At 69.0% G+C, this 25965-nt stretch carries 25 protein-coding genes and 2 tRNA genes; 10 read left to right on the top strand and 17 right to left on the bottom strand.

Going from position 1 to position 25965, the window contains the following annotated elements:
* Positions 1 to 27: 27 nt before the first annotated feature.
* Complete coding sequence (locus MFF21_RS20015; protein WP_238313314.1) at positions 28 to 444, top strand: hypothetical protein; 417 nt, start codon at positions 28 to 30, stop codon at positions 442 to 444.
* A gap of 31 nt (positions 445 to 475) precedes the next feature.
* Here MFF21_RS20015 and MFF21_RS20010 read toward each other — a convergent pair whose 3' ends face one another.
* From MFF21_RS20010 to glgX, 4 genes are all read right to left on the bottom strand, one after another.
* Positions 476 to 622, bottom strand: coding sequence for a hypothetical protein (locus MFF21_RS20010; RefSeq protein ID WP_238313312.1), 147 nt, complete (start codon positions 620 to 622; stop codon positions 476 to 478).
* A 146-nt stretch (positions 623 to 768) separates the two neighbouring features.
* A complete protein-coding gene (locus MFF21_RS20005; protein WP_238313310.1) occupies positions 769 to 2733 on the bottom strand; it encodes an AI-2E family transporter in 1965 nt (654 codons plus the stop codon).
* A 5-nt stretch (positions 2734 to 2738) separates the two neighbouring features.
* Positions 2739 to 3122: a response regulator gene (locus tag MFF21_RS20000; RefSeq protein ID WP_238313308.1), complete on the bottom strand. Its 384-nt coding sequence runs from the start codon at positions 3120 to 3122 to the stop codon at positions 2739 to 2741.
* 93 nt (positions 3123 to 3215) lie between these two features.
* Positions 3216 to 5489 carry a glycogen debranching protein GlgX gene (gene glgX, locus MFF21_RS19995; RefSeq protein ID WP_238313306.1) on the bottom strand — a complete coding sequence of 758 codons (2274 nt, stop codon included), beginning with the start codon at positions 5487 to 5489 and terminating at the stop codon, positions 3216 to 3218.
* Positions 5490 to 5787: 298 nt separating this feature from the next.
* Here glgX and MFF21_RS19990 point away from each other — a divergent pair, with 298 nt between their 5' ends.
* Positions 5788 to 6210 carry a CBS domain-containing protein gene (locus MFF21_RS19990; RefSeq protein ID WP_238313304.1) on the top strand — a complete coding sequence of 141 codons (423 nt, stop codon included), beginning with the start codon at positions 5788 to 5790 and terminating at the stop codon, positions 6208 to 6210.
* 7 nt (positions 6211 to 6217) lie between these two features.
* On the opposite strand, the gene MFF21_RS19985 is transcribed toward MFF21_RS19990, so the two are convergent.
* Positions 6218 to 6754 carry a DUF533 domain-containing protein gene (locus MFF21_RS19985; protein WP_238313302.1) on the bottom strand — a complete coding sequence of 179 codons (537 nt, stop codon included), beginning with the start codon at positions 6752 to 6754 and terminating at the stop codon, positions 6218 to 6220.
* A 126-nt stretch (positions 6755 to 6880) separates the two neighbouring features.
* Here MFF21_RS19985 and MFF21_RS19980 point away from each other — a divergent pair, with 126 nt between their 5' ends.
* From MFF21_RS19980 to MFF21_RS19970, 3 genes are read left to right on the top strand one after another with little or no spacing between them, the layout of a single operon-like run.
* Complete coding sequence (locus tag MFF21_RS19980) at positions 6881 to 7654, top strand: SHOCT domain-containing protein (RefSeq protein WP_238313301.1); 774 nt, start codon at positions 6881 to 6883, stop codon at positions 7652 to 7654.
* A 7-nt stretch (positions 7655 to 7661) separates the two neighbouring features.
* Entirely contained in the window at positions 7662 to 8729 is a 1068-nt protein-coding gene (locus MFF21_RS19975; protein ID WP_238313299.1) for a spore photoproduct lyase family protein, read from the top strand.
* Between the two features lie 20 nt (positions 8730 to 8749).
* The gene (locus tag MFF21_RS19970; protein ID WP_238313298.1) at positions 8750 to 9211 is read left to right on the top strand and encodes a nucleoside deaminase; all 462 of its coding nucleotides are present in this window, start codon (positions 8750 to 8752) and stop codon (positions 9209 to 9211) included.
* Between the two features lie 13 nt (positions 9212 to 9224).
* Here the strand turns inward: MFF21_RS19970 and MFF21_RS19965 are convergent, their stop codons facing one another.
* Both MFF21_RS19965 and MFF21_RS19960 read right to left on the bottom strand, forming a co-directional pair.
* Positions 9225 to 9536 (bottom strand): ETC complex I subunit, encoded by a 312-nt coding sequence (locus tag MFF21_RS19965; RefSeq protein ID WP_238313297.1) that lies wholly within the window; start codon positions 9534 to 9536, stop codon positions 9225 to 9227.
* A 28-nt stretch (positions 9537 to 9564) separates the two neighbouring features.
* Positions 9565 to 9641, bottom strand: a tRNA-Pro gene (locus MFF21_RS19960).
* 229 nt (positions 9642 to 9870) lie between these two features.
* Here MFF21_RS19960 and MFF21_RS19955 point away from each other — a divergent pair.
* Positions 9871 to 10644, top strand: coding sequence for a Crp/Fnr family transcriptional regulator (locus MFF21_RS19955; protein WP_238313295.1), 774 nt, complete (start codon positions 9871 to 9873; stop codon positions 10642 to 10644).
* Between the two features lie 41 nt (positions 10645 to 10685).
* A complete protein-coding gene (locus MFF21_RS19950) occupies positions 10686 to 10922 on the top strand; it encodes a DUF6894 family protein (protein ID WP_238313293.1) in 237 nt (78 codons plus the stop codon).
* 22 nt (positions 10923 to 10944) lie between these two features.
* Here MFF21_RS19950 and MFF21_RS19945 read toward each other — a convergent pair whose 3' ends face one another.
* Positions 10945 to 11169: a hypothetical protein gene (locus MFF21_RS19945; RefSeq protein ID WP_238313291.1), complete on the bottom strand. Its 225-nt coding sequence runs from the start codon at positions 11167 to 11169 to the stop codon at positions 10945 to 10947.
* A 210-nt stretch (positions 11170 to 11379) separates the two neighbouring features.
* Here MFF21_RS19945 and MFF21_RS19940 point away from each other — a divergent pair, with 210 nt between their 5' ends.
* Positions 11380 to 12087 (top strand): glutathione binding-like protein, encoded by a 708-nt coding sequence (locus MFF21_RS19940; RefSeq protein WP_238313289.1) that lies wholly within the window; start codon positions 11380 to 11382, stop codon positions 12085 to 12087.
* A gap of 41 nt (positions 12088 to 12128) precedes the next feature.
* Here the strand turns inward: MFF21_RS19940 and MFF21_RS19935 are convergent, their stop codons facing one another.
* From MFF21_RS19935 to MFF21_RS19915, 5 genes are all read right to left on the bottom strand, one after another.
* Positions 12129 to 12995, bottom strand: a complete 867-nt coding sequence (locus tag MFF21_RS19935) for an MBL fold metallo-hydrolase (RefSeq protein ID WP_238313288.1) — start codon at positions 12993 to 12995, stop codon at positions 12129 to 12131.
* Between the two features lie 82 nt (positions 12996 to 13077).
* A complete protein-coding gene (locus MFF21_RS19930; protein WP_238313287.1) occupies positions 13078 to 16272 on the bottom strand; it encodes an efflux RND transporter permease subunit in 3195 nt (1064 codons plus the stop codon).
* A gap of 140 nt (positions 16273 to 16412) precedes the next feature.
* Positions 16413 to 17567 (bottom strand): efflux RND transporter periplasmic adaptor subunit, encoded by a 1155-nt coding sequence (locus MFF21_RS19925; RefSeq protein WP_373325065.1) that lies wholly within the window; start codon positions 17565 to 17567, stop codon positions 16413 to 16415.
* Positions 17568 to 17661: 94 nt separating this feature from the next.
* Positions 17662 to 17985, bottom strand: a complete 324-nt coding sequence (locus MFF21_RS19920) for a rhodanese-like domain-containing protein (RefSeq protein WP_238313286.1) — start codon at positions 17983 to 17985, stop codon at positions 17662 to 17664.
* Between the two features lie 226 nt (positions 17986 to 18211).
* The gene (locus MFF21_RS19915; RefSeq protein WP_238313285.1) at positions 18212 to 19510 is read right to left on the bottom strand and encodes a glycosyltransferase family 4 protein; all 1299 of its coding nucleotides are present in this window, start codon (positions 19508 to 19510) and stop codon (positions 18212 to 18214) included.
* Between the two features lie 201 nt (positions 19511 to 19711).
* On the opposite strand from MFF21_RS19915, the gene MFF21_RS19910 reads away from it, so the two are divergent.
* Positions 19712 to 19789, top strand: a tRNA-Pro gene (locus tag MFF21_RS19910).
* A 39-nt stretch (positions 19790 to 19828) separates the two neighbouring features.
* On the opposite strand, the gene MFF21_RS19905 is transcribed toward MFF21_RS19910, so the two are convergent.
* Both MFF21_RS19905 and MFF21_RS19900 read right to left on the bottom strand, forming a co-directional pair.
* Positions 19829 to 20122 (bottom strand): hypothetical protein, encoded by a 294-nt coding sequence (locus MFF21_RS19905; protein ID WP_238313350.1) that lies wholly within the window; start codon positions 20120 to 20122, stop codon positions 19829 to 19831.
* A gap of 507 nt (positions 20123 to 20629) precedes the next feature.
* A complete protein-coding gene (locus MFF21_RS19900) occupies positions 20630 to 21475 on the bottom strand; it encodes an outer membrane protein (protein WP_238313284.1) in 846 nt (281 codons plus the stop codon).
* Between the two features lie 992 nt (positions 21476 to 22467).
* Here MFF21_RS19900 and MFF21_RS19895 point away from each other — a divergent pair.
* Positions 22468 to 23037 (top strand): hypothetical protein, encoded by a 570-nt coding sequence (locus MFF21_RS19895; protein ID WP_238313283.1) that lies wholly within the window; start codon positions 22468 to 22470, stop codon positions 23035 to 23037.
* Positions 23038 to 23210: 173 nt separating this feature from the next.
* Here MFF21_RS19895 and MFF21_RS19890 read toward each other — a convergent pair whose 3' ends face one another.
* Both MFF21_RS19890 and MFF21_RS19885 read right to left on the bottom strand, forming a co-directional pair.
* Entirely contained in the window at positions 23211 to 24398 is a 1188-nt protein-coding gene (locus MFF21_RS19890; protein WP_238313281.1) for a DUF1501 domain-containing protein, read from the bottom strand.
* An 11-nt stretch (positions 24399 to 24409) separates the two neighbouring features.
* On the bottom strand, positions 24410 to 25936 hold the full coding sequence (locus MFF21_RS19885) for a DUF1800 domain-containing protein (RefSeq protein WP_373325064.1): 1527 nt from the start codon (positions 25934 to 25936) through the stop codon (positions 24410 to 24412).
* Between the last annotated feature and the right edge of the window lie 29 nt (positions 25937 to 25965).

Below are 25965 nucleotides of genomic sequence, written 5' to 3'. Positions count from 1 at the left end.
CCTTCCAGAGCATCCCCTTCGGATCGCGTGACGGTCGGTCTGCGTCGCAATCCGGCTTCGTTGCGGGGCTCGGGCCTCCATGTCGAGAAGGTTCCTCCCGATCACGCAAGCGCGCCGGAACGCGATGCGCCTTCCGGGCTTGTCTCCGCAGGGCAGGATGCGGAGGCGGCGATGAAGGTGTTTCAGGTTCGGCAGGGCGCGAGCGGAGCCATTCTGTGGACCGGCGCGGCGGCCGGCGAGATCCAGGCGCTCGATGCCATGGCGCACGAGGCCGGCTACTACGATCATTCCGATCTTCCGGCGAGCATCCGCGAGGGCGGCCTTTCGGTCGAAGCCCTCGGTTTCTCGAAAAGCACCGGTTCCCCGACGCGGCGCGTCGAAGGCGGCCGCAGCGGTCACATTCTGAGGCCGTCTTCCGCGACGGCGCGCGCCGCCCGCGTCTAGGCGGGTGAAAAGGGCGAGGCCTGCGCGCGTCTCAGGCCTGCGCCCGCTTGATGGCGAGCACCGTGCGCGCGAAGCTTCCGGGTTCCGCATCGGGATTGCGCAGTTCGCGCCATGCGCGCGTGTGACCATCCAGCAGGAAGACGATCACCGCCACCACCAGAAACAGCTTCGTGCGCATCGCTCCCGTCCTTCTCCCCGGAGAAGGGCGGTCTATTCTCGGGCCTGCCGCCGCTGCATGCGCTGGCGCACATTCGCGCGGCCGCTCCACTCGACGCTGCCGGGACGGTAAAGAACCCGTTGCCGCCGTCGACGGGGGCGCGGAGGTCAGATCGCGGCAGGCAGCGGTGTCGCGAGCCGGGGCGAGGCCGGCCCCTCCTGCCGTCTGGTCTCCGGCTGCGGTTCAGCCCGCGCCAAGTCGAGGGCGGCGTCGAGGGCGTCGCTGAAGGACGTCACCAGGAGATCGGCGGAGGTGGCGCGGCGCAGCCCGTCCAGCGTGGTCGGATCCCGCTCGCCCCAAAAGCCGACAAGCACCTTCACCCCGGGGATCGCGCGCCGTGCGGCCCGCACCGCGAGCCGGATCTGCGAGAGACTGATCGGCTCGAGATAGGACAGGCAGACCAGGGCCGTGCCGCTCAAGGCTTGGACCGGGGGGGCCTCGCGGGTGGAGGAGGGGAGGGGAATCACTTCCGCGCCGAGGCCGTGGCGCTCCAGGATCTGGCCGAGCATGGTCGCGGCGGCCTCGTCGAACACGCCGCGGCTCGCCACGCAGAGGACCGGATAGCGGGCGCGCCAGGCTTCGGCGAGATCCGCGCTGCCGAGCACGATGCCGGCGGAGCGCCGGTCGGGGCCGATGGCGGCGAGGGCGGCGGCGGCTTCGCTGCTCCGGCGGCGGCTTCGGCGCCGGCGCGCCCGGCCAAGGCGTTCGACCACGAGACGGAAGGCCGCGCGCATCTCCGCCTGGCGGGCGGCGTCGAAGCCGCCTCGGGAGAGATCCTGCTGCGCCAGCCGGAGCGCGGCGAGCACCACCTCGTCGTAATAGGTGACGAGCGCCCGCTCCTTCAGGAATTGCAGGCCCTGGTCGATCGCCTCCGCCGGGTCGCCGGCCAGCATGCGCTGGTAGAGGATCTCCGGCGGCGTCAGGGCCGGGCGGTCGCCGAGGATCACGTCGAGATACCACAGGCGCTCGACATGCCGGCCGAGCACCACCAGGCAGACCGTGAGCGGGGTGGCGAGCACCAGGCCGATCGGTCCCCACAGGAAGGTCCAGATCGTCGCCGCTAGGATCACCGCGATCGGCGAGAGCCCGGTCGAGTGCCCGTAGAGCAGGGGCTCGACGACGTGCCCGGCGATGGGCTCGACGATCAGGAAGAGCAGGGCTGTCTGGATCACCATCGTCCAGCCGGGATCGACCGCCGCCGCCAGGGCCAGGGGCAGCACGGCGCTGATCGCCGCGCCGACATAGGGCACGAAGCGCAGGATGGCGGCGAGCACTCCGAACAGGATCGGGCTGGGGACGCCGATGAGCCAGAGGCCGAGGCCGATCACGAGGCCGAAGGCGGCGTTGAGGGCGAGCTGCGCCAGGAAGAAACGGCTCAGGCGGGCCGTGGCATCGTCCAGCGCCGCCGTCGTGCGCCGCAGATCCCCGGAGCCGGCGAGCCGGATCGCCCGGTTCCGCAGGTCCTCCCGCTGCATCAGGATGAAGATCGTGAAGAGCAGGATCAGGCCCGCCGTGGCGAAGGGGTGGAGCACCGAGCCGGCATAGGTCTGGAAGGTGGTGATCAGGCCCGAGCGCGCCTCGTGGATCTCCACCTGCATCGGCCGGCCGGGGCTGCCGATCTGGGCCTCGGCGGCGATCGCCTCCACCGGCGGCTGCAGGGCGGCGCCGATGTCCTGGGCCATGTCGAGGATGCGCGACAGGGTGCCCTGCTCGGCCGCCGCCCCACGCAGGGCCGCCACCTTGTCGCGGATCGTCAGGGTGTAGCGCGGCAGCTCGGCGGCGAGCTGCGCGCCCTCCCGGGCGATCAGGACGCCCACCGCCCCGAGGGTGCCGAAGGTGAGCAGAACCACGAGCAGCACGGCCGGCGCCCGCGGCATGCCGAGGCGGCGCAGGCCGCGCACGGCCGGCACCAGCACGAAGCTCAGGAGAATCGCCAGGGTGATCGGGACGAGGATGTCCCGCCCCAGATTGAGGGCGACGGCGAGTGTCACCACCACGAGCAGCGAGGCCAGGGCGACGAAGATCGGCAGGGCCTGTCGCATCAGCCGGGCGGTGAGGGGATCCTCGGTCATGGGCGTCAGGCCGCGGGCTCGGCTTCGCCCAGGGCGGCGGTGATCTGGCCGACGAGCTTGGAGAAGTCGACCGGCTTGGGATGATAGTCGTCGCAGCCCGCCTGGATCGCCTTGTCCCGGTCGCCGGACATGGCATGCGCCGTGAGCGCGATGATCGGGATGTCCTTGGTCTCGGCGTTCGACTTGAGGGCGCGGGCCGCCGACCAGCCGTCGAGCACCGGCAGGTTCATGTCGAGGAGGATCACGTCGGGCCGCCCGGTCCGGGCCTGGGCGACGCCGGCCTCCCCGTCATGGGCGAGCATCACCTCGTAGCCGCGCCGCCGCAGGCGACGGGAGAGAAAATCCCAGATCTCCTCGTGGTCCTCGACCAGCAGGATCTTTGCCGACACGCCCTTGCCCCTCTCGCACTGGCCCGTTCGCCATGGAAAGGCCCGCACGCTTCAACGCGCGGGCCTCGCCTCCGGTCGCATCTGGCCCGAGGCCTATTCCTCGTCCAGGCCGAAACGCACGGTCTCGATATTGGCCCGCTCGAAGGCCTGCATCACGTACTGGTAGGAGCGCTCCATCTCGCTCGCCTCGCCCTCCGATTCCTCGGGCTTGAGCACGAACATCAGCATGGAGCGGCCGGTCACCGCGTAGGTGTCGCCCACGGCGAAGCTCGCCACCTCCTGGTCGTCCGGCAGGTTGGTGTCGAGGAGGCGCGTCCAGGCCACGCCGCCCGGCGTCTCGGGGAAGGTGAACCCCACCACGTCGTGATAGGCGTTGAAGTAGAGGAGCAGGGTCGCGTCCCCGCCGCGGCGGTGGATGCCGCTCGCCTGGGCACGCCCGTCGAGGAGCACGGCGAGGGAGCGCGAGGCGGCGTCGTTCCAGTTCTCCGGGGTCATCTCCGTGCCCGCCGGCGTCAGCCAGGTCACGTCCTTGACGCCGAGTTCCTCGTCGTAGGCCCCCGTCACGAAGCGCCCGCGCGACAGCATCGGCAGGGCGTTGCGCAGGAGGATCAGGCGCTGGGTGAACTCGGCGAGGTCGCGCTCCTCCGGGCCGATGGCGCCCCAATCGACCCAGGAGACCTCGTTGTCCTGGCAATAGGCGTTGTTGTTGCCCTGCTGCGTGCGGGCGAACTCGTCGCCGGCCAGCAGCATCGGCGTGCCCTTCGACAGGAACAGCGTCGCCAGCATGTTGCGCATCTGGCGCAGGCGCACGGAGCGGATCTGCGGATCGTCGGTCGGCCCCTCGACCCCGTAATTGAAGGAGAGGTTGTGGCCGTGGCCGTCGCGGTTGCCCTCGCCGTTCGCCTCGTTGTGCTTCTCGTTGTAGGAGACCGTGTCGTTGAGGGTGAAGCCGTCATGGGCGGTGATGAAGTTCACGCTCGCCCAGGGCCGGCGCCCCCGCTTGTTGAACTTGTCGGCCGAGGCCGTGATGCGGGAGGCGAGGCCCGGCAGCAGGCCGCCATCGCCCTTCCAGTAGCCGCGCACGTCGTCGCGGAAGCGGTCGTTCCACTCGGCCCAGCCGGGGGGGAAGCCGCCGACCTGATAGCCTCCGGGGCCGCAATCCCAGGGCTCGGCGATGAGCTTGACCGCGTTCAGCACCGGGTCCTGCCGGCAGGTGTCGAGGAAGCCGCCGCCCTCGTCGAAGCCGTAGGGCTCGCGCCCCAGGATCGTGGCGAGGTCGAAGCGGAAGCCGTCGACCCGCATCTCCGTCGCCCAGTAGCGTAGGGAATCGGTGACGAGCTGCAGCACCCGCGGATGCGACAGGTTGAAGGTGTTCCCGGTGCCCGTGTCGTTGATGTAGTAGCGCTCCTGGTTCGGCAGCAGCCGGTAGTAGGAGGCGTTGTCGATGCCCTTGAAGGAGAGGGTCGGACCCTTCTCGTTGCCCTCCGCCGTGTGGTTGTAGACCACGTCGAGGATCACCTCGAGGCCGGCGCCGTGCATGCGCGCCACCATCTCCTTGAACTCGGAGAAGGCGAAATCCGGCACCGCGGCGTAGCGCCGGGCGGGGGTGAAGAAAGAGATCGTGTTGTAGCCCCAGTAATTGATCAGGTCCTTCTGCTGCAGGTAATCGTCCTGCACGAAGGAATGGACCGGCAGCAGCTCCACCGAGGTCACGCCGAGGCTCTTGATGTAGTCGAGCACGGCCGGGTGGCCCATGCCGGCATAGGTGCCGCGGTGCTTCTCCGGCACGGCCGGGTGCAGCTTGGTGAAGCCCTTCACGTGGGTCTCGTAGACGATGGTCCGCTCCCACGGCACGTGGGGCTTGCGGTCCCGGCCCCAGGTGAAGGCCGGGTCGATCACCCGGGAGCGGCGGGTGAAGGGGGCGGAATCGCGCTCGTCGAAGGTCAGGTCGTCGCCGCTCTCCATCTGGTAGCCGAACAGGGCCGGGTTCCACTGGATGGTGCCGACGAGGCCCTTGGCATAGGGGTCGATGAGCAGCTTGTTCGGGTTGAAGCGGTGCCCGGCCTCGGGGGCGTAGGGCCCATGCACCCGGTAGCCGTAGATCGTGCCGGGGCGGGCATCCGGCAGGTAGCCGTGCCAGACCTCGTCCGTGTATTCCGGCAGCTCGATCCGGTCGATTTCCTTCTCCCCGGCATCGTCGAACAGGCAGAGTTCGACCTTTGTGGCGTGGGCGGAGAACAGCGCGAAGTTCACGCCCATCCCGTCCCAGGTCGCCCCGCAGGGATGGGGCGAGCCTTCGCGGATCCGCGAGCGCGCCACGGCCGGCTTGCCGATTCCGTTCGTGGCGGTCCTGTCGTTGGGGGCCATGGTCACTCCGCGAGGTGGTGCGTTGCTCGGCGCGGAGGGGGAACGCGCCGGAGGGCACCGGATTTCGATTCGAAACGTTCGCGCTGCGGTCTAGCTCCGGGGCGCGAGAAAAATTCACTCCGCCCCGGCGCTTGACCGGCCCGCCTCTGTTGCGGTGCAACACCTAGAGCGCGTTCCGGCGAAGGGGATGCCGGTTCGTCGACGCAAGGCGCGGCCTCACAGGGACCGGGAGCCGCCGGCCCGATGCGATCGGGTTGGACGGGGCGCCGGGCGGCGAAGCAGGTTCGGGAAGGACGTCATGCAGGTTGCCGAGCTGATGAGCCGCGACGTCGAATTCATCGCGGCCGAGGCGAGCGTACGGGAGGCGGCGGAGCTGATGGGCGAGCTCGATGTCGGCGCCCTGCCGGTGGGCGAGCCCGGGGCGATCGAGGGCATCCTGACCGACCGGGACATCCTCTACCGCGTCGTGGCGGCGGGGCTCGACCCGAACACGACCACGGTCGGGGCGGTGCAGTCCCGGCCGGTGATCGCCTGCGCGCCGACCGACACCGCCCGGGCCGCCATGGACCTGATGGCCGCCCACCATGTCCGCCGCCTGCCGGTGCGCGACCGGGAGGGCCGCGTCGCCGGCTGGATCACCCTGGCCGACCTGTCCCGCGCCCTGCTGATCGGCAGCGCGACCCTGCAGGGGGCGCTCCAGGCGCTGACCGAGGAACGGTGAGGCCCGCTCAGGGCCGGTAGCGGCGGTGCAGGCTCGCCACCGCATCCTCGGGCAGGGCGAGGCGCGCGGCGAGATAGGCGAGGTAGCGCGCGCTCGCCCGGTCGCGCTGGTCCACGGCCAGCAGCGCCGCGCCGTAGGCGTGGGTGCCGATCCGCGCCGCCAGGATCGCGTCGAACAGGGCCGCCTCCGCGGGCTTGCCGAAGGACTCGGCCAGCATCCGGCGCTCGCGCTCGCCGGCCCCGATCCGCGCCAGGGCGCCCTGGGCGAGGTCGAGGTCGCAGCCGCGCCCGCCCGCCTCCATCGCCGCGGCGACGAGGCGGATCACCAGGGCGCGCTGCGCGAGATCGAGGGAGCGCAGGTTGAGGGTGAGCGGCAGCAGGGTCTGGTAGCGGTTCTGCAGCCAGCCATGCAGAACCTTCTGGCCGAGGCTCTCGAGCACGATGGCCTCGGGCCGTCCGGCATGGCGGTCGCGCCGGGGCCGGGCCGGCGCGGCGGGCTCGGGCGCCGGGTCGGGCCGGCGCAGGAGGCGGTCGAGAAGGGTCACGCGAGGGCCGTCCCGGCAGTGCCACGATCGGCGCGTCTTGTGCCGGAACCGGGGGCCGCCGTCACGCGTCCGTTCAGGCGATGCGGCGGGCGGCACGGCGGCTGCTTCCGAGGGAGGATGGTGGCGATGTTCGAGGATCCTTCCGAGCGGCCCGCGGGCCTGACGGCGCTCGCCGAGCGGCATGGCGTCAGCCTGGACGCGGTGCGCCACCTCCTGCGGGCGCTGGAGGCGGGCCAGGGCCAGATGGCCCAGTTCGATCATCCCGATCTCGGCGGCTTCGGGCAATGGTCCGCGGGCGGCATGATCATGGTCGGGCGCATGAACGACCACGCCCTGAAGGCGCGGGTGGCGGCGCTCTGCGCCGATCTCGCCGCCTCGCTGCCCGCCCTGGCCTGGGACAGGGGCGCCAGGCCCTCCGGCGGTTCGACGCATTGGTGGCCGGAGGAGCTCGGCCTGCCCGCCAGCGCCGGCGCGCAGAACACGACCCGCTACGCCTATTTCCCGGGGCGCCGCCGGCTCGCGGTGGAGCGGGACGGCCAGGTGAGCCTCTACGATACCGGCCCGTACGTCATCACCGGGGTCTCGCAGGCGCAGAGCGGCAGCGCCTCCTTCCAGTTCAGCGGGCCGGACGGGCCGGTGCGGCTGGAGGATCTCACCCCCGTGGATCTCACCCCCGCGCCGCCCCGCCCCGAGACCGCGCCCGGGCCGAAGGCGGCGCCGGCCGGGCCGGTGGCCCCCTCCGCCACGACGCCCGCTCCTTCCTCCGCTCCCGCGGCCGCGCCGGCCTCCGCGACCGAGATCCTCGCCATCCTGGAAAAGCTCGCCGACCTGCACGGGCGGGGCGTGCTCACCGAGGCGGAGTTCGCGGCCAAGAAGGCGGAGCTGCTGGCGCGGCTATAGCCTTCCCATGGCCCTGTCCCGCGACCTGATCGCGATCGAGCGCATCTTCCACGAGGAGGCCGTGGCGGGCTTTCCCCGCGGGCAGGCGATCCTCGACCGTTTCCCGCAGGCCGAGCGCATCCCGGTGTCCTCGCACTGGAACATCCCCTCGCTCCACGGCAACGAAGGCGCGGTGGAGGATTGGGTGCGCCTCAAGCGCTCGACCCTGGTGCTCGGGGTGAAGAAGGGGCTCGCGATGCGCCCCAACGGCCGCTCCGCGCATTTCATCGCGCCCTCGGTCTCCAATGGCTGCGCCATGGCCTGCGCCTATTGCTACGTGCCGCGCCGCAAGGGCTACGCGAACCCGATCTCGCTCTTCGTGAACATCGAGGCGATCGGTGCCGCGATCCGGCGCCACGCGGAGCGGCAGGGCGCCCTGCCGGAGCCGGATCAGGTCGACCCGGCGGCCTGGGTCTACGATCTCGGCGAGAACGGCGACCTCTCCGTCGACGCCGCGATCTGCGACAATGTCCGCGACCTCGTCGCCCTGTTCCGCGACCTGCCCAACGCCAAGGGCTCCTTCGCCACCAAGGCGGTCAACCGCGACCTGCTCGCCTACGACCCGCAAGGCCGCACCCGCATCCGCTTCTCGCTGATGCCGGCCCGGATCGCGCGCATCGTCGACGTGCGCACCGCGCCGATCGGGGAGCGCATCGCCGCCATCGGCGACTTCCTCGCCGCCGGCTACGAGGTGCACGTGAACTTTTCCCCCGTGATCCTCTACGAGGGCTGGGAGGCCGATTGGCGGGACCTGTTCCGGGAGATCGACGACACCATCCCCGCGGCGGCCAAGCGCCAGCTCAAGGCCGAGATCATCCTGCTCACCCACAACGCGGTCCTGCATGCGGTCAATCTCGGCTGGCACCCGAAGGCCGAGGCGCTGCTCTGGCGCCCGGACATCCAGGAGGCCAAGCGCTCGGAGGGCGGGGGCGACAATCTGCGCTACCGCGCCGGCTGGAAGGGGCGCTGGCTCGCCCGCTTCAAGGCGCTGCTTGCCGAGGAGATGCCGTATTGCGCGGTACGCTACGCCTTCTGACCAGAGCCTGAGGAATCGGCATGAACGGGCACGAGGATTTCCTGCGCGAGGCCGTCGCGATCGCGCGCCAGAACGTGGCCGAGGGCGGCCGGCCCTACGGCGCCGTGATCGTGCGGGACGGAGAGGTGGTGGCGCGGGCGGCCAACACGATCCATTCGAGCAACGACCCCACCGCGCATGCCGAGCTCGCGGCCCTCCGCGCGGCGAGCCGCCGCCTCGGCCGGCCGAAGCTCGACGATTGCGTCGTCTATGCGAGCGGGCGCCCCTGCCCGATGTGCCACGCCGCCATGCGGCTCGCCGGCATCCGGGAAGCCTATTTCGCCTTCACGGCGGAGGAGGCGGCGGCGCACGGCCTCCTCAGCGCCGGGATCTATGCGGAGCTGTGCCGGCCGCTCGAGGAGCAGCCGATGCCGGTGCGCCATCTCGCGCTGTCCGACGAGGCGAGCCCCTATCCCGACTGGGCGGCGCGTCAGGGCGGCTAGGGCGCCCCCGGCCTCAATGCGTCCAGGGGGCGGTGCGGTTGAACTTGAAATTGTCGGAGTAGGACAGGCCCTTGCGCAGGGTCTGGGGCTTGGCCTCCTCGACCCGGTAGGCGATGCCCGCCCGCGTGGCGTAGGCCACGGCCTCTTCCTTCGTGTCGAATTCGAGCCGCACCTGCTGCAGCATGTCGGAGGATCCGGTCCAGCCCATCAGGGGATCGGTCTCGCGCGGGGCGGTCTGGTCGAATTCGAGCAGCCACTGCTTGGTGCGGGCGAGGCCCGACTGCGAGGGATCCTTGGACGGGCGGTAGATGCGGGCGCTCGACATCGGACGCTTCAAGTCTCCGGCAAAGGAATGGTCGGGGCGATAGGATTCGAACCTACGACCCTCTGCTCCCAAAGCAGATGCGCTACCAGACTGCGCTACACCCCGACGCGCGGATGCGCATCGAGGGAGATACGGTCTCGGCCTCACGCGAGCAAGCCGGGAGTTGCAGGATCGGAAAAAGGGACTCTTCGGGACGGGGAATCGCCCGGCGCATTTCCGGGCGGCACAACTAGGGATTTCAATTCGTGGATCGGGCCTATCTAGGCTGAAGGCCCCCGCGCCCCCGCAGCCCGCGGAGGCCGGGGCGCAGAAGCCGTGACGCGAGCGCCGCACGATGGGCAACCCGCTGATTCTCAAGCTGTCGCACGGGATCGACCTCGACGAGGACGAGCGCGCCGCGCTCTCGGCCCTCACCGAGCGGACGGTTCCGTCCGCCGCGCGGCACGTGATCATGCGCGCCGGCGAGCCGAGCGTGAACCTGCATCTGATCATGAGCGGCGTGGCCATCCGCTACAGGCTGCTGCCCGATGGCGGACGCCAGATCTTCGCCCTGCTGCTGCCGGGCGATTTCTGCGATCTCCAGGCGCACCTGCTCGACCATTCCGACCACTACATCGAGACGGCCACGGACTGCGCCATCGTCGAGATCCCGCCGGCGATCGTGGACGACCTCGTGCTCACCCGCTCCCGCCTCGCCCGCGCCCTGTGGTGGGCCACCCTCGTGGACGAGAGCGTCACCCGCGAATGGATGCTGGGCCTCAGCCGCCGCCCCACGGACAAGCGCATGGCCCACCTGTTCTGCGAGATCCTCCTGCGCATGCACGCCGTCGGGCGGGGCGAGAGGGACAGCTGCGCCATGCCGCTGACCCAGGCCCAGCTCGCGGATGTGCTCGGCATCACGAACATCCACGTGAACCGGGTGCTTCAGGAGCTTCGGGACCGGGACCTCATCGTGCTGAAGAAGCGGCAGCTTCTCGTCCCCGACCTCCCTCGCCTGCAGGCCTTCTGCGACTTCGACCCGGGCTACCTGCATCTCGGCCAGCGCGCCCGGGCGGCCGAATCCCGGGGGGCACGCGCGCCGCAGCCCAGCTCCGCCCGAACCCTCTGAGGCGCGGTCGGTTATGAAAGGGCGATCGGAGAAGTCAGACGATGCCGCGTTACTTCGTCGACACCAGCGACGACGATCTGTTCGTCGAGGATGAGGAGGGGCAGGAACTCGCGGGCGTGAACGACGCCCGCCGGCTGGCCCTCAGCGTCCTTCCCGACATGGCCCGGGAGAAGATGCCGAACGGCGACCGGCGCAGCTTCCTCGCGATCGTCCGCGACGAGGGCGGCCGCGTCGTCTACAGGGCGACGCTGACGCTGAGGGGGGAGTGGACGCGCTGATCCGCCCGTCCCGCGGCCGGCCTCAGACCAGGATGTCGAGGACGCGCTTCTCCATGTCCACGGAGGATTTCAGGAGGCTGGTGTTCAGCCCCACCTCGGACTTGGCGGCCATCGCCTCCTGGACGGCCGAAGCCAGATCGGCCTGAGGCTGGGTCGTGCCCTTGGCGGCGATGTCGCCCGCGCTCCGCTTGAAGCGCTGGAAGGCATGGGTGAGCGCCGCGCTGCTCGTGGAGATCGAACCGACCATGGCTGCCCTTTCCGCTCGGATGCCGCGACCTGACCGGGCGACTTGGCCGAAGCACCGGTAAAGCCTCCCTTGCGGGATTCCGGTGCTTTCTCGGGGTTGGACGGATTCCTGGGGGCGGCCGCTCGCTTGACCGGCGCGGCGGTTGCACCCACTTCGGCCCGGGGCGGGCGGTACCGGTGCCGCGACGGGCCGGTCGCAAGGGATAACACGATGATCGATCTGTATTATTGGCCGACGCCGAACGGCCACAAGGTCACGCTGTTCCTGGAGGAGGCCGGCCTCCCCTACACGATCCGGCCGGTGAATATCGGGGCGGGCGACCAGTTCAAGCCGGACTTCCTCACGATCGCCCCCAACAACCGGATGCCGGCGATCGTCGACCACGCGCCGGCCGATGGCGGCGCCCCGGTCTCGCTGTTCGAATCGGGGGCGATCCTGCTCTATCTCGCCGAGAAGACCGGTAAGTTCCTGAGCCCGGACCTCCGCGGCCGGGCCGAGACCCTGCAATGGCTGTTCTGGCAGATGGGCGGCCTCGGCCCGATGCTCGGGCAGAACCACCATTTCTCGCAATACGCGCCGGAGAAGATCCCCTACGCCATCGAGCGCTACGTCAAGGAGACCAACCGGCTCTACGGCGTGCTCGACCGCCGCCTCGCCGACCGGGCCTTCGTGGCCGGCGCCGACTACAGCATCGCCGACATGGCCTGTTATCCCTGGATCGTCCCATACGAGAAGCAGGGTCAGACCCTCGACGACCATCCAAATCTGAAGCGCTGGTTCGCGGCCATCGCCGCGCGGCCGGCCACGAAGGCGGCCTATGCCCGGGGGCCTGAGGTCAACCCGAATCTCGGCCAGACGATGAGCGAGGAGGCCAAGAAGGTGATGTTCGGGCAGACCGCCGCGAACACGCAGCGCTGAGGAGCCCTCCCTCCCTCGCAGAAGGGGAGGGGAAGCCTCCGCTACGTCCGCAGCGACTCGAGCGGCACCGGCGCCGCGTGCGGCCGGCTGCCCAGCATCGCGTCGATCAGCGCCAGCACCTCGGTCCGGCCGACATTCGCGGCCGGCTCGAAGGGCGTCCAGGTCTGGGTGAAGTCGAGGCGCTCGAACACGTCGCGGTAGCGGCGCAACTCGTTGACGGTCAGCGGCACTCCGCGCACGAAGGCCTTGTGGGCCGAGATCGTCAGCGCGCGGCGGAAATCGCCGGGGTCGAGCTCGAATTTCAGCGCGTCGCCGCAGAAGCAGATCTTTCGCCTCCGGTCGAACAGGATGGCGTGGCCGTCGAAATGGCCGGCGGTGCGGTGCAATTCCAGCCCCGGCAGCGGTTCCAGGACATCGTCGTAGGGCCAGGAGACTTGGAGCGCCGCGCTCCAGGTGAAGTCGGCCGCCGGCAGGCAGAGCTCGGGGTCGAAGCGGTCCTGGAGCTGGACGAGCGCTCCGTAGGAATGGGGATGCGAGGCCGAGAGCACCTGCATCCCGCCGAGCCGTGCGATCTGGTCGAGGGCCGCCTCGCTGAAGACCGGGCAGGCCTCGAAGCCCATGTTCCCCGCCTCGGACTGGATCAGGTAGCCGCTCGGGCCGATACCGGAGACGGGCTCGTTCCAGAAGCGCCAGACCCCCGGCTCCAGCTCCTGCCAGTGGCAGGGAAAGGCCTCCTGCGCCTCGGCCTCGGAGCGGAAGTGCCAGCCGTCCTGGGGCACCACGTGCCGGGCATCGAGGCACATCGGGCAGCTCGACGGCCTCTCGAAATGCCGCTGCCAGAACCCGCAATTGTCGCAGGTGAAGGCGGGCAGCTTCAGGGCGCCCGCGAAGGGCAGGTAACCGGGCACGGGCGGACCTGTTCGCAAAAGGAGACGGCCGGAAGCTAGTGCTCCCGGCCGTTCCCGCATCCCCTTCTTGCCGGATCGGCGCTCAGCCGTGGGCGGGCGCCCCGTGGGCCGCGTCGTGCGGATCCTTTCCGCGTTTCCGGCCGATCCAGATCACCGCCTTGCGGATCACCACGTAGAAGACCGGCGTGAGGAACAGGCCGAAGAAGGTCGCGCCGATCATGCCGAAGAACACCGCCGTGCCGAGCGCCTGGCGCATCTCGGCGCCGGGGCCGGTGGCGATCACCAGCGGCAGCGTGCCCAGGATGAAGGCGAAGGCCGTCATCAGGATCGGGCGCAGGCGCAGGCGGCAGGCCTGCACGGCGGCGTCGACCGGGCCCTTGTGCTCGCTCTCCTCGATGTCGTGGGCGAATTCCACGATCAGGATCGCGTTCTTGGCGGCGAGGCCGATCAGCACGATCAGGCCGATCTGGGTCAGGATGTTGTTGTCCTGCCCCCTCAGCTGCACCCCGAACAGGGCCGCGAGCACGCCCGTCGGCACCACCAGCAGGATCGCCAGCGGCAGCGCCCAGGATTCGTACTGCGCGGCGAGCACGAGGAAGACGAGCAGCACGCCCAGGGCGAAGACGTAGATGGCGGTGCCGCCCGCGGCCTTCTGCTGGTAGGCGATCTCGGTCCAGTCGTAGGAATAGCCCTCCGGCAGGGAGCGCTTGGCGATCTCCTCCATGGCGTCGAGCGCCTGGCCCGTCGAGATGCCCGGCTTGGCCACGCCCTGCACCGGCACCGAGTAGTACAGGTTGAAGCGCTGCACGATCTGCGGGCCCGTGATCTCGCGGATCGTGGCGAGCGTGCCCATCGGCACCAGGGCGCCGGTGGAGGAGCGCACCTTCAGCTGCTCGATGTCGCGCTTCGACATGCGGTAGACCGCGTCGCCCTGCACGCGCACCTGGTAGATGCGGCCGAGCGTGTTGAAGTCGTTCACATAGGTGCCGCCGAGCGCCGCCTGTACCGTGTTGAACACGTTGGCGAGGGGCACGTTCAGCATCCGCGCGATGGTGCGGTCGATGTCGAGATAGAGCTGCGGCGTGTCGTTGCCGAAGGTCGTGAAGACCCGCTGCACGTCGTTGCTCTGGTTGGCCTGTCCCAGCACCTCGCCGGTGGCGGCCAGGAGCGGGCCGATCGCCGAGGATTGCCGGCTCTCGATCTGCATCTTGAAGCCGCCGCCCTGGCCGAGGCCGCGCACCGGCGGAGGCGGGATCACGATGATGCGCGCCTCCTGGATGCCCGCGGTGGCCTTCAGCACGTCGCCGGTGATCACCGCGGCGCTGCGGCCCTGCTCGGCCCGCTCCTTGGCGCCCTTCAGCGTCAGGAACATCACCGCCGCGTTGGTGGTGTTGGTGAAGGTGGCGCCGTCGAAGCCCGCGATGATGACGGTGTTGGTCACGCCGTCGACCTTCCGGGCCAGCGCCGCGGCGCGGTTGACCACGTCCGTGGTGCGGTCGAGGGAGGCGCCGGAGGGCAATTGCACCACGCCGATCAGGTAGCCCTGGTCCTGGTCCGGGATGAAGCCCGTGGGCGTCGTCTGGGCGAGGTGCAGGGTGCCCGCGATCACGCCCACATAGACGAGCAGCATCGCGATCACGCCGATGGCCGTGCCGGTCAGGAACCGGATCGAGCGGGCATAGCCGTTCGAGAGCGCGTCGAAGCCGCGGTTGAACAGGCTCGCCAGCCAGTTGAAGAAGCGGGTGAGGAAGAATTTCGGCTTCTGATGCGCGTGGTGGGGCTTCAGCAGCAGCTTGCAGAGCGCCGGGGAGAGCGTCAGCGAGTTGAAGGCCGAGATGATGGTCGAGGCCGCGATGGTGAGCGCGAACTGCTTGTAGAACTGGCCCGAGATGCCGGGGATGAAGGCGGTGGGGATGAACACCGCCGCCAGCACCAGCGCGATGGCGACGACCGCCGAGCCGACCTCGTCCATGGTCTTGTGCGCGGCCTCGCCGGGGGACAGGCCCTCCGACATGTTGCGCTCGACGTTCTCGACCACGACGATGGCGTCGTCGACCACGATGCCGATGGCGAGCACCAGGCCGAACAGGGTCAGGTTGTTCAGGGAGAAGCCCAGCGCGGCCATGACCGCGAAGGTGCCGACCAGCGAGACGGGAATCGCGATCACCGGGATCAGCGCCGTGCGCCAGCTCTGCAGGAACACGATCACCACGATCACGACGAGGAGCACCGCCTCGAACAGGGTCTTGTAGACCTCGTGGATCGATTCCTCGATGAACTCCGTCGGGTTGTAGGCGATGCGGTACTCGACGTCCGGCGGGAAGTTCTTCTTGAGCTGCTCCATCGTCGCCTTGACGGAGGCGGCCGCGTCGAGGGCGTTGGTGCCCGGGCGCTGGAAGGCGCCGATGCCCACCGCCGGGGTGGCGTTGAGGAAGGAGTTCGTCGTGTAGTCCTTCTGGCCCATCTCGACGCGGGCGATGTCCTTCACCCGCACGAGGCGCCCGTTGGTCGCCTTGACGATGACCTCGGCGAATTCCTCCGGCGTCTGGAAGCGCCCCTGCGACTGCACCACGAGCTGGAAGGCGGCGCCCGGCGCGGCCGGCGGCCCGTTGAGCTGGCCGGCGGCGACCTGGACGTTCTGCTCCTGCAGGGCGGTGGTGACGTCGGTCGTGGTCAGGCCGTAGGCGGCCATCTTCTGGGGATCGATCCAGATGCGCTCGGCGTATTCGTTGCCGCCGAAGATCGTGATGTCGCCGACGCCGTCGAGGCGCAGCATCTCGTCGCGGATGTTGAGGTAGATGTAGTTGGCCAGGTAGTTCTGGTCGTAGGTCTTGTTCGGCGAGAGCAGGTGCACGACCAGCATCAGGTCGGGCGAGGCCTTGCGCACCGTGACGCCGAGGTTGCGCACGTCCGGCGGCAGGCGGGGCTGGGCCACCGAGAGCCGGTTCTGGACGAGGACGTTCGCGATATCGAGGTTGGTGCCGACCTTGAAGGTCACGGTCAGCAGCATCGCCCCGTCATTGGTCGACAGCGACGTCATGTAGAGCATGTTGTCGACGCCGTTGATCTCCTGTTCGAGCGGCGTCGCGATCGTGGCGGCCACCGTCTCGGCATTGGCGCCGGGGAAGGAGGCGCGCACCGTCACGGTCGGCGGCACGATCTCCGGATACTGGGAGACCGGCAGCTTCTCGTAGGCGACGAAGCCGAGGATCAGGAAGACGATCGACGTCACCGACGCGAAGATCGGCCGGTCGACGAAGAAATGGGCAAAACGCATCGGTCAAACCTCTTGCCGCGCCTCAGGCCTTGCGGCCGGCGGCGGCGCTGCGTCGTCGTCTCACGGCCGGCGGAGGCCGGCATCGGGTCTCATTCCGGCCCGAGGGAGCGAGGCCGTTCGGGGCCGCTCCCCCGCGCCCGTCATTCCTTGACCGGCGGAAGCTCCTTGCGCTCCGCCTTGACCTGCGCCCCGGGCCGGATCTTCGCGAGGCCATTGATCACCACGGTCTCGTCGCCCTTCAGCCCGTCGCGGATCACGCGGTAGCCGTCGACGAGGGGCCCGAGCTGCACCGGCTTGGCGGCGACCTTGTCGCCCTCGCCGAGGATGTAGACGATGCGCTTGTCCTGGTTGGCCGAGATCGCGTCGTCGGGCAGCAGGATGCCCTGGAAGGGCTTGGTCGCCGGCATCGAGACGATGCCGAACAGGCCCGGCTTGATGAAGCGGTCCTCGTTGGGGACGGTCGCGCGCAGCAGCACGGTGCCGGTGGCGTTGTCGACGCGGTTGTCGACGAAGTCGAGGGTGCCCTTGTGGGTCGGCTTCTTCTCGCCGGTCAGGGCGATCATGATCGGCGCGCCCTTGCCGCGCTGCATCTGGCCCATGCCGATGCCGAGGGAGGCCTGATATTTCAGGAACGACTTCTCGTCGACGGTGAAGCCGAAATAGATCGGGTCGAGGGAGACGATCGTCGTCAGCAGCGTCTGGTCGGTGATGACGATGTTGCCCTCCGTCACCGCGCGCTGGCTGATGCGCCCGTTGATCGGCGACTTCACCTCGGTGAAGTCGTAGTTGAGCTGGGCGTTGCGCAGGGCCGCCTCCGCGCTGTCCACATCGGCCTGCGCGGTCTGCGAGGCCTGGCGGCGCTGGTCGGTGACCTGCTCGGAGATGTTGCCGCCCTTGGAGAGCACCTGGGCGCGCTCGAGGTCGGTCTGGCTGAAGGCGAGCCGCGCCTTGGCGGAGGTCAGAGCGGCCTGCGCCTGCTCCAGGGCCGCCTTGTAGGGCCGCCGGTCGATCACGAAGAGCGTCTCGCCCTTCTTCACGTCCGCGCCGTCCTGGAACATGATCTTGTCGAGATAGCCGGTGACGCGGGCGCGCACCTCGACGAACTCGATCGGGTCGAAGCGGCCGGTATACTGGTCCTGCTCGACGATTTCCTTCACCACCGGCTTGGCGACGGTGACGGTGGGTGGCGGCATGCCCGGTGCCTGGGCCCATGCCGCATCCCCGAGACCCGCCGCGGTCGATCCGGCAAAAACTCCGGAGACGACGAGGCGCAACAGCCGAAGCTTTCGCATCATTCTATTCCCTGCCTTCCGCGACCTAGGGGGCGGAGAAGGTCCGTGGTGTGCGCTCGCGCACATGTTATCGACGGCGATGGAACGATCGGCGGGGTCAGGTCTCGATCGGCTCGCCGGCGCCGTACCAGTCCTTGAAGGCGCCGGCGTAATGCTCGACCAGGTCGAGGCCGGCATTCTGAACCGCCGCGAGCGCGTGGACCGAGCGCACGCCCGAGGCGCAGGAGAAGACCGGCCGGCGCCCGTCCGCCTGGACCAGCGCCCGGATCTCCGCCGGATCGAGGCTGGAGAGCGGCCGCGAGACCGAGCCCGGGATGTGGCCCCGGGTGAATTCATAGTCCTCGCGCACATCGATCAGCAGCAGCGAGCCGTCCGCCAGCCCCTGCTTGACCGTGTCCCGATCGAGATCGACGACCTTCATCGCTGTCGTTCCCTGGAACGCCTCCCGCCGCGACGGAGGCCGCTTCGGCATCGGGGACGGGGCGCTCGTAGCCATGGTGGGGAAGCCGGCCCGACCGTTTCGGATCGGGGCAGGCCCGCGCGGAAGCGCGACCGGGACGGTGAACGACGGCGCCGGGAGGCGCAACGGTCGCGCTGATGAATTTTCATATTCATCAGCGGGCCGGCGCGCAATCACCTCGTGCTCGCTACGGTTGCAGGGAGGGGCGCGGCCCGGCGCCGAGATCGTCCAGGACGGCGTCAACGGTCTCGAAATGCGCCTCCCAGCTCGGCGGCCGGAAGGCGTCGAGCCGCGCGGCGAGCTGGCGCCTCAGGGGAGAGGCCGGTTCGCTCAGGGCCAGGACCGCGTCCCGCCAGCCCGGCCCGTCCAGGGGGTCGAGGAAATGCGCAGCCGCGCCGGCGATCTCGCGATGGACCGGGAGATCGGACGCCACCACCGGAAGGCCGGCGGCGGCGGCCTCCACGACGGGCAGGCCGTAGCCCTCCGCGAAGGACGGCATCAGCAGCGCCGTCGCCCCCCGCATCAGCCGCGCCAGGCCCGGCGTGGTCAGCCCGCGCACCTCCTCGACATGGCCGTGCAGGGCCGTGCAGCGGTCGAGCATGTCGACGACGTGCTCGATCTCCCAGCCCCGGCGGCCGATCACGAGGAGGCGCGGCGTGGCCGGGCCGAGCCTCTCCGCCAGCGCCCGCCAGACATGCAGCAGCAGCAGGTGATTCTTGCGCGGCTCGATGGTGCCGCAGACGAGGAAGGTCGGCCGCGCCAGCGTCGGCGCCGCCGCGTCCCGGGCGAGGAAGGCGGGTTCGACGCCGAGGGGGGCGAGGCGCGCGGGCGGCCGGCGCAGGCCCGCTTGCGCGCAATGGGCGTCGAACCGCGCCCCCGTATCCCGCGAATTGACCAGTACATGCGCGGCATGGGCCGCCACGGTCGCGAGGCGCCTTCCATGGCGCTCGGCTTCGCCCGCCCGCCCGTATTCCGGATGGGTGATCGGGATGAGGTCGTGCACGAAGAAGACCGGCCGGATGTCGGTGCGGCCATAGAGCCAGTCGAACCGCCCCGGCAGGTCGAGGCGCAGATGCGAGGTGTGGAGATAGACCGTGCCCGCGGGCAGCGCGTCGACGCCGCCCGCCCGCGCGGTGCGCAGCAGGGCTTCCGCCTGCCGGCGCCGCCGGTGCAGCGCCCCGGAAGCGGTCGCGCCCCCCGCCGCCGCCAGGGGCGGGAGCCCGGCGAGCCGGCGATAGACCGGGTCCGCCTCCGCCGTGCGGTTCTCGGTCCAGCCGTCCGCGACCGCCTCGACGATGCGGCGCGCCGCTTCTTGGGGCAGCACCCGCATCCCCCGGGGCGTGAGCACCACACCGAAGCGCTGGCCCGGCCCGGCGAGGTAGCGGCGGGCATAGGCGAGATCGACCCGGTCGATCCCCGTGGGGCTGGCATGCCGCAGGCGGGTGATCAGGCGCGTCAGGTCGAAGGCGAGCGCGGAGGAGGGCATTCGTCCCTTTCGAGGATGGGCGCGGTGCGGGGAAGCCCGGCCCTGCGCTCCATAGATCGGTTTGGCCGGGCATGACGACCACCGCGGCGGCGGTCCCGCCCGGCGCGGAACCCCGCTCCGGTACAGCGCCGCCTCATCATCGCTGATTTCGGGGTTGCGGCGGAGCCGCCGGGAAGCTAAGAGCGCCGGGCCTCGCGGCGTCGGAGTGTAGCGCAGCCCGGTTAGCGCACTAGTCTGGGGGACTAGGGGTCGTGGGTTCGAATCCCGCCACTCCGACCATTTTACGCTTTGTTTACGGGCACTTAGCGAGCGTGGCCTTCAGGCCTCGTTTTCCCTTTTCCAGAAGTCAAATCGAGAACGCTTGGACTGCCTTCGTTCCGTCGAAGGGTGACGGATGGCAATCCGGCAGCAAAAAGGGCGGCCCGCTCGCGCAAGCCGCCCTGTGCCTTGTCTCGGCTCCACTATCAGTGGTCGTTTGCCGCGAAAAAGCGATCGATGGGGCGAGCGTGATGTCGGCTGCCGGCGGTCGAGCGGCAGATCGGTGACCAGCCGTTTCAGCGTGCTGTTCTCGTCCTCCCGCTGCTTGAGCCGCCAGATCTCCGGCACACCCATGTCGGTTGGCGGTTCTGCCCCGATCCCCGACCCGGCGGATCCTGTCGGACGCTGGGAAAGCGCGTGAGGGCGCCTAAACGAAAGCCTTGTTCATGCCACGGGCGACGAGGGCAGCCCAGGCGATCGCGACGATCACGGTGGCCAGGGGGATGGCAACGGCAAAGACGATCTTGAGATCCATGATCGCTCTCCGAAAATGGAGCCGCCATCGAGGCGGACGGGGGCATCCTGAAGAGAAGCCCGGCTCGACACCGGAAGCGATCCGGTGTGGCGGTGGGCGCGGCCATGCAGGGCGAGCGGCCGAACCCGCGGGCCCGAAGACGGCACCCCCTGCTCCGTCGGTGCGGCCTGCCAGCCACCGCCATGGGGAAAACCCCGGAAGCGGTAAGCTTCCGGGGCGGTATCGACGCCGCGCCAGGTTGATCGGGCTGGGGATGCGACGGTCGAACGAAGGACGCCTTCACCGCACCGGCGCGAGGACGGATACCGTCCTCGCGCCGGTTCGTCTCAGTAGCTGCCGAACTTGTAGTTCACGCCGGCGCGCACGACGGCGAAGTCGTCGCCGAGGGAGCGGCGGTCCGGCGTGCGCAGGTAGAGGTCGCCCGTCTCGGTGTTGACGGCGAGGAGGGCGGTGCCCTGGTTGCGCTGGACGTTCACGTAGAGGCCTTCCACCTTCAGCGTCACGGCGGACGACTTGAAGAAGTTCAGGAAGGAGTCGGTCGGGAGGGCGTACTCGACGCCGCCGCCCACGGTCCAGCCGGTCCGCATCTGGGCGTTGTCGGTGACGCCGAAGTAGCGGTTCTCGCTGCCGCCGCCATAGGCGTAGCCGCCGGTGGCGTAGACGAGGGTGCGGTCGAAGGCGTAGCCGAGGCGGCCGCGCACGGTCCCGAAATACTCCATGCCCGCCGTGGCCCGCGGATCGAAGAAGACCGTGTCGGGGTTCAGGACGGTGCCGCGGCCGGCGAGCACGCCGGAGCGGCGGCGTCCGGCATCGAGATACTGCGCGTCCGCCTCGACGCCGATCACGAAGCCGCTGCCGGGGGTGAACTGGTAGTTGGCGCCGACCTGCAGACCGCCGGTGAAGCCGTTCTGGCCCCGGTTGTTGAAGCTGAACGTGCCCCCGACCGTGCCGATATCGGAATCGTCGATCAGGAAGGCGGCGTTCCGCTTGCTGCTCTCACGGGTGGTGAAGGCGTAGCCGGCATTGCCGCCGAGATAGAAGCCGGTCCAGGTGAACACCGGAACCGGCGTGAAGACCGGCGCCGGCGGTGCAGCGCGCCGCGGCAGATCGGCGGCGGACGCCGCGGCCGTGAGGGCCGTGAATGCAACCAGAGATGACAGAACCTTGATCATGGCCGAGCTATTTCCACTCCAGATTTATCGATGGGCATGATGTATCAGATCAGTCCTTAAGAGTATGTAGCGGCCTTGCAACAGTTATATTACGCGACGATCCAGAAATGTGTTGGTTAATACTTGCATAACTGCAGCATATACTAAAAGTAGAAATGTATTATTTTGTTTATTCTGCAAGTTGTGTGACTTGCTGGCCCGCCGAAGGCGGCGACTTGCCGATATCTTAATATATCGTTTGCGATTCTCCGGAGGCGTTTCACGATCGAACTGCATTCCGATGAGGTGGATGCCGGTTCTTCGAAAGACGGCGCGGTGTCACAAGGATCGAGCGCCACCCGCCTGAGGCCATCAGGTTGGTGGCGGTTTTCGCTTCCGCGACCCAGTTGCGGATCGTCTTCGCCGAGGGCTCGAACGCGCGAGGGAGGCCGGTCGGATCGCGGCGGACGCGGACCGGGTCGACCATCGGGCGACGAAACTCGGCCCGGCACGGGGTCCGAGGCCCGGGCATCGGGAAAACACCTCACGCCAAAGCGCGCTCGGTGCCCGCAAACCCGTCACGTCTCGCTTCCTCGAGGCATCCGGTGCAGACGGCGCGTCGGATGCGGAAGGAGGCAAAGCCTCCTCGAGGGTGCCGGAAGCCTTCGACCGGTCGCCCGGTTCTCAGGGGCGCAGGGCGGCGGGCTCTGGCCGACGGTGCGCGGCTCGCCGGTTTATGGTCGTGAGATTGCCAAAGTTCAATTCTGACTCATTCCATGTTCTTGAATATCGCATACCGTCTGTAGCGTGATCGCGGGCTGGATGGGTCCGTGAATGGGATTGGTTTGCTTATATCGATTTTTTCGCAATCGAAATTGGTCGATGCATATAATATATATTCTTCTTATTGTGATCTTTGAAATATGCGCACGACGATCATCGTAGTGATCACTCATTGATTGACGCAAAATTTTCGCGCATCCAGAGAATATCGATTGCTGGAGGTTCGGACCATGTCGTCGGCATTCAGATTTATGAAGATACGGCTGGGCGTTCCGCTTTCTTATGCGGAGGTCCGTATCTTCCGAGAGAACATGTGGAAGCGATACACGGGAAAAATTTTTCCGGATGAGGGAGATGTTACCCAAGCTGGGGCTGCGTTATTGTATCTCGATCGAATTGTCGATAGATTGATCAATAAAGCGCGGGGGATATTGCCGTTCAATTCGATATTGATTGTCATCGCTAATCTGGAGCGGGCTCTGGACGCGCATAAGGAACTTATCAATGCCTCTCTCGTGTCCCTGGTTGTGTCCACGGTCCTGCTGATCAATCTTTTCTGGGTGCATTGGGGGGATGTGGATCATTACGCATCCGCCGCACGCGAGTTTGGCGCTACGGTCAGGATCATCTGGGTCCGATCCATGATCATGCAAATTTCGATATTTCTGTCTCTTTCGGGCCTGGTTCTTCTGACGATCAGCGGGGTGGATTATTACTCGAATGCGCAGGGCCTATCTTTTTCGGCAACGTTGCAGGTTCCATTCAATTTCAGCAGATTGAACCCGCAAGTCATGGAATAGAAGGCTGTCTATTCAGGCAATAATGCTCTTGCGGCTTTGGACGTCTTTCTCGTCGTGGTGTTTCGCAGCGGGTGCGATCGCCGCCTCGTGACCGCGAAGAGCGGGATGCGCGAACCCGAGGGGACGGCTCTGTCCGGTCCGCGTCCTCCCGCGAGCCGGAGCGCCCCCACCCCTCACAACAGGCCGAGATCGGCGGGCGTGACCTCGGCGAAGACGCGCGCCAGGGCGCGCTGGTCGAGCCCGTAGAGGCGCTGGAACAGGCCGGCGAGGAGGGCGCGGTAATCGGTGAGGACCGGAAAGTCCCGGTTCTGAAAGAGGTGGGCCTCGTCCGCCCGGACCTGCGGCCCGGCGATGCGGCCGCCGCGCACCCCGCCGCCGAGCACCCAGTAGACGCTGCCGTGCCCGTGATCGGTGCCGCGATTGCCGTTCTCCCGGAAGGTCCGCCCGAATTCCGACAGCACCACCACCACCGTCTGGCTCCAGCCCGCGCCGATCTCCTGCTGGAACCCCGCGAGCCCTCTCCCGAGCTCGCCGAGCCGGTCGGCGAGGTAGCCCGTCGCGGCGCCCTGGTTCACATGCGTGTCCCAGCCACCGACATCGACGAAGCCGAGGTTGAAGGCCTCGCGCATGAGCCGGCCGATGCGCCGGGCCGAGAGCTCGAAGCCCTTGGGGGACACGGCGCCGCGATCGGCCTGTGCCTGATGCTCCGAGATCGTGTGATAGACCTCGTCGCGGACCCGGAAGCCCTCCTCGACGGCGGCGCGCAGGGCGCTGTTGCCGTACATCGCGGTGATCAGCTTCGCTTGCCGGTCGTCGATGCCGGGCTTGCCGACCCCGTTGATGGCGATGTTCGGCACCGTCTCGCCGCCCCGGAAGACGAGGGGCATCTGCTCGGTGAAGCTGATCGGCCGGCCCCGGGTCAGCTCGGCGGCCATACGCCCCATGAAGCCGGAATTGTAGTCGCGGGTGCCGCCGAGGCTCTGGCCGAGCTCGATCGTGTCCTGCGTTTCGAAGTGGCTGCGGGTGAGGTCGTCGGTGCCCGCGAACGGCACGAAGGCGGCCTGTCCCTGGGCATAGAGCGGCAGGATCGTGTCGCGCAGCGCGGGATGCAGGCTCCACTCCGCATCGAGCGGCAGGGCGGCCGCCGGATCGGCTGAGTTCGCCCGGGCCAGGGCCAGGTGCGGGCGCGCCTGGTAGTAGAAGTCGCTTCCCGTCGGGATGACGGTGTTGGCCGCGTCGTAGGCGCCGCGGAGGAAGACCACGAGCAGCCGCGTATCCGCCTGTGGGGCGGCCCAGACTCGCCCGGAGGTCGTCATGAGAGGCAGCGCCAGAGCCGCGCCGAGCAGGTCCCGCCGATCCATCGCGATCCTCCTCACTGCATGAACTCGGGCGAGGACAGGTAGAGGGTGTTCCAGTCCTGCGGGGAGATGGCCCGGTCCAGGGCCGCGCGGGTGCTCGCGCTCAGCGCGCGGGACAGGACGGAGAAGTAGAGCGCGTTCTGCAACAGCGGGAAGGCGGGCTCCTCCACCGCATCTGGGCCGGGCGGCCTGAACAGGCCGGCGGACCCCGAGCCGAGCTGCCGGGCGACCTCGAAGCGGGTCATCATCTGTCCCGGCCCGGTCCAGGCTTCGGGGCCGAGCGGGTAGCCGTCGGGCGTCGAGCGGTTGAACAGGCCCTCGCCCAGCCGGTTCAGCCAGTTCTGGATGGGGCCGGTATTGAGCACCACGCGCCCGTCATAGGCGAGGCGGACGGCCGAAAGCACGTAGCGGACGGGGTCCTTGGTCTGCTGGCCCAGGGCCGCGGCGAAGTCCGGCGCATGGACCAGGGCGTCCATGACCGCGGCGACGTCGCCGTCGCTGCGCGTGAACACGGCGGCGAGCCGGTCCACCAGGGCCTCGGCCGGCGCCCGGCCCGTGAAGTAGCTGGCCAGGGCGCGGGACACGTTGCGAGCGGTCGCGGGGTGGCGGCAGAGGAGATCGACGGCCTCCTCGATCTCCGCGAAGCCGCGGCCTCGGATCGGGTGGCCGAGCAGGACCTTGTCGCTGTAATCGTGCCGGGCCGGATTGAAGAGGAACAGGCCCTCGCGGACGAGGTCGCCCTGCCGCTCGGGCTTGAGCTTCGGATCGTCGGGCCGGCTGTCGATGCCGACCCCGGTGAGGATGCGCGCCAGCGCCTCGACATCGGCCTGGCTGTAGCCGGCGCCGACGCCCAGGGTGTGCAGCTCCATGATCTCGCGGGCGTAGTTCTCGTTGAGATGGCCGGCGGCGTTCTCGGCATTGTCGAGGTAGCGCAGCATGGCCGGGTGGCGCAGCGTCGCCATCAGCAGGTCGCGAAACCGGCCGAGGGCGTGGGGACGGATGGCCGTGTCGACGTAGTCGCCGACGAGCAGCCGCAGATTCGCCTTGTGCTGGTGAACGTTGAAGCGGTTGAACCAGAACCAGGTCAGGCGCTCGCGGATCTGATCGGGCGCGTAGAGGGCCCGGATCAGCGTGAGCGCCGCGGCGTCCCGCGCCTCGGTGTTCAGGGCGGCCTGGTAGAGCTGATGCGCCGCCTTGCGCGGCTCGCCTTCGGGCTCCGCCTGGGCCGCCTTCTGCTGTGCCTCGAACGCGCGGGCCCGGTCGATCAGGGGGACCGACCGTATCAGGGGCGCAGCCACGGCTTCGGCGGCCGGGGGCAAGGTCACCGCCGCGGCGGGGTGCAGCTGCTCGCGCAGCCAGCGTTCCCGGCCCTTGGCGTGCAGTTCGGCGTAGCTCGAAGCGTTCGCGCCCCAGGTCAGGGCATTGAGGAAGGCGAGGTCGTCGCCGGCCGGAGGGGCGGCGCGGGCCGGCGCCGCCATCAGCCAACAGGCGACGATGACCGCGATGCCCGAGGGCCAGCAGATCGAATGCGCAGACCTCATGAGCCTCACCTCCGGGCTCACACGGCTCG

Source organism: Methylobacterium organophilum (assembly GCF_022179465.1).
Taxonomy (GTDB): Bacteria; Pseudomonadota; Alphaproteobacteria; order Rhizobiales; family Beijerinckiaceae; genus Methylobacterium; species Methylobacterium organophilum.
Note: the sequence above shows the minus strand (reverse complement) of the source record. Positions and strands in the feature narration are given on the sequence as shown.

What these genes read in the sequence shown, in the direction of transcription:
- MFF21_RS20010 (WP_238313312.1), bottom strand. Translation starts at nt 622, where the DNA reads ATGCGCACGAAGCTGTTTCTGGTGGTGGCGGTGATCGTCTTCCTGCTG.
- MFF21_RS20005 (WP_238313310.1), bottom strand. Translation starts at nt 2,733, where the DNA reads ATGACCGAGGATCCCCTCACCGCCCGGCTGATGCGACAGGCCCTGCCG.
- glgX (WP_238313306.1), bottom strand. Translation starts at nt 5,489, where the DNA reads ATGGCCCCCAACGACAGGACCGCCACGAACGGAATCGGCAAGCCGGCC.
- MFF21_RS19990 (WP_238313304.1), top strand. Translation starts at nt 5,788, where the DNA reads ATGCAGGTTGCCGAGCTGATGAGCCGCGACGTCGAATTCATCGCGGCC.
- MFF21_RS19980 (WP_238313301.1), top strand. Translation starts at nt 6,881, where the DNA reads ATGTTCGAGGATCCTTCCGAGCGGCCCGCGGGCCTGACGGCGCTCGCC.
- MFF21_RS19975 (WP_238313299.1), top strand. Translation starts at nt 7,662, where the DNA reads ATGGCCCTGTCCCGCGACCTGATCGCGATCGAGCGCATCTTCCACGAG.
- MFF21_RS19970 (WP_238313298.1), top strand. Translation starts at nt 8,750, where the DNA reads ATGAACGGGCACGAGGATTTCCTGCGCGAGGCCGTCGCGATCGCGCGC.
- MFF21_RS19965 (WP_238313297.1), bottom strand. Translation starts at nt 9,536, where the DNA reads ATGTCGAGCGCCCGCATCTACCGCCCGTCCAAGGATCCCTCGCAGTCG.
- MFF21_RS19955 (WP_238313295.1), top strand. Translation starts at nt 9,871, where the DNA reads ATGGGCAACCCGCTGATTCTCAAGCTGTCGCACGGGATCGACCTCGAC.
- MFF21_RS19950 (WP_238313293.1), top strand. Translation starts at nt 10,686, where the DNA reads ATGCCGCGTTACTTCGTCGACACCAGCGACGACGATCTGTTCGTCGAG.
- MFF21_RS19945 (WP_238313291.1), bottom strand. Translation starts at nt 11,169, where the DNA reads ATGGTCGGTTCGATCTCCACGAGCAGCGCGGCGCTCACCCATGCCTTC.
- MFF21_RS19940 (WP_238313289.1), top strand. Translation starts at nt 11,380, where the DNA reads ATGATCGATCTGTATTATTGGCCGACGCCGAACGGCCACAAGGTCACG.
- MFF21_RS19930 (WP_238313287.1), bottom strand. Translation starts at nt 16,272, where the DNA reads ATGCGTTTTGCCCATTTCTTCGTCGACCGGCCGATCTTCGCGTCGGTG.
- MFF21_RS19925 (WP_373325065.1), bottom strand. Translation starts at nt 17,567, where the DNA reads ATGATGCGAAAGCTTCGGCTGTTGCGCCTCGTCGTCTCCGGAGTTTTT.
- MFF21_RS19920 (WP_238313286.1), bottom strand. Translation starts at nt 17,985, where the DNA reads ATGAAGGTCGTCGATCTCGATCGGGACACGGTCAAGCAGGGGCTGGCG.
- MFF21_RS19915 (WP_238313285.1), bottom strand. Translation starts at nt 19,510, where the DNA reads ATGCCCTCCTCCGCGCTCGCCTTCGACCTGACGCGCCTGATCACCCGC.
- MFF21_RS19905 (WP_238313350.1), bottom strand. Translation starts at nt 20,122, where the DNA reads ATGGGTGTGCCGGAGATCTGGCGGCTCAAGCAGCGGGAGGACGAGAAC.
- MFF21_RS19900 (WP_238313284.1), bottom strand. Translation starts at nt 21,475, where the DNA reads ATGATCAAGGTTCTGTCATCTCTGGTTGCATTCACGGCCCTCACGGCC.
- MFF21_RS19895 (WP_238313283.1), top strand. Translation starts at nt 22,468, where the DNA reads ATGTCGTCGGCATTCAGATTTATGAAGATACGGCTGGGCGTTCCGCTT.
- MFF21_RS19890 (WP_238313281.1), bottom strand. Translation starts at nt 24,398, where the DNA reads ATGGATCGGCGGGACCTGCTCGGCGCGGCTCTGGCGCTGCCTCTCATG.
- MFF21_RS19885 (WP_373325064.1), bottom strand. Translation starts at nt 25,936, where the DNA reads ATGAGGTCTGCGCATTCGATCTGCTGGCCCTCGGGCATCGCGGTCATC.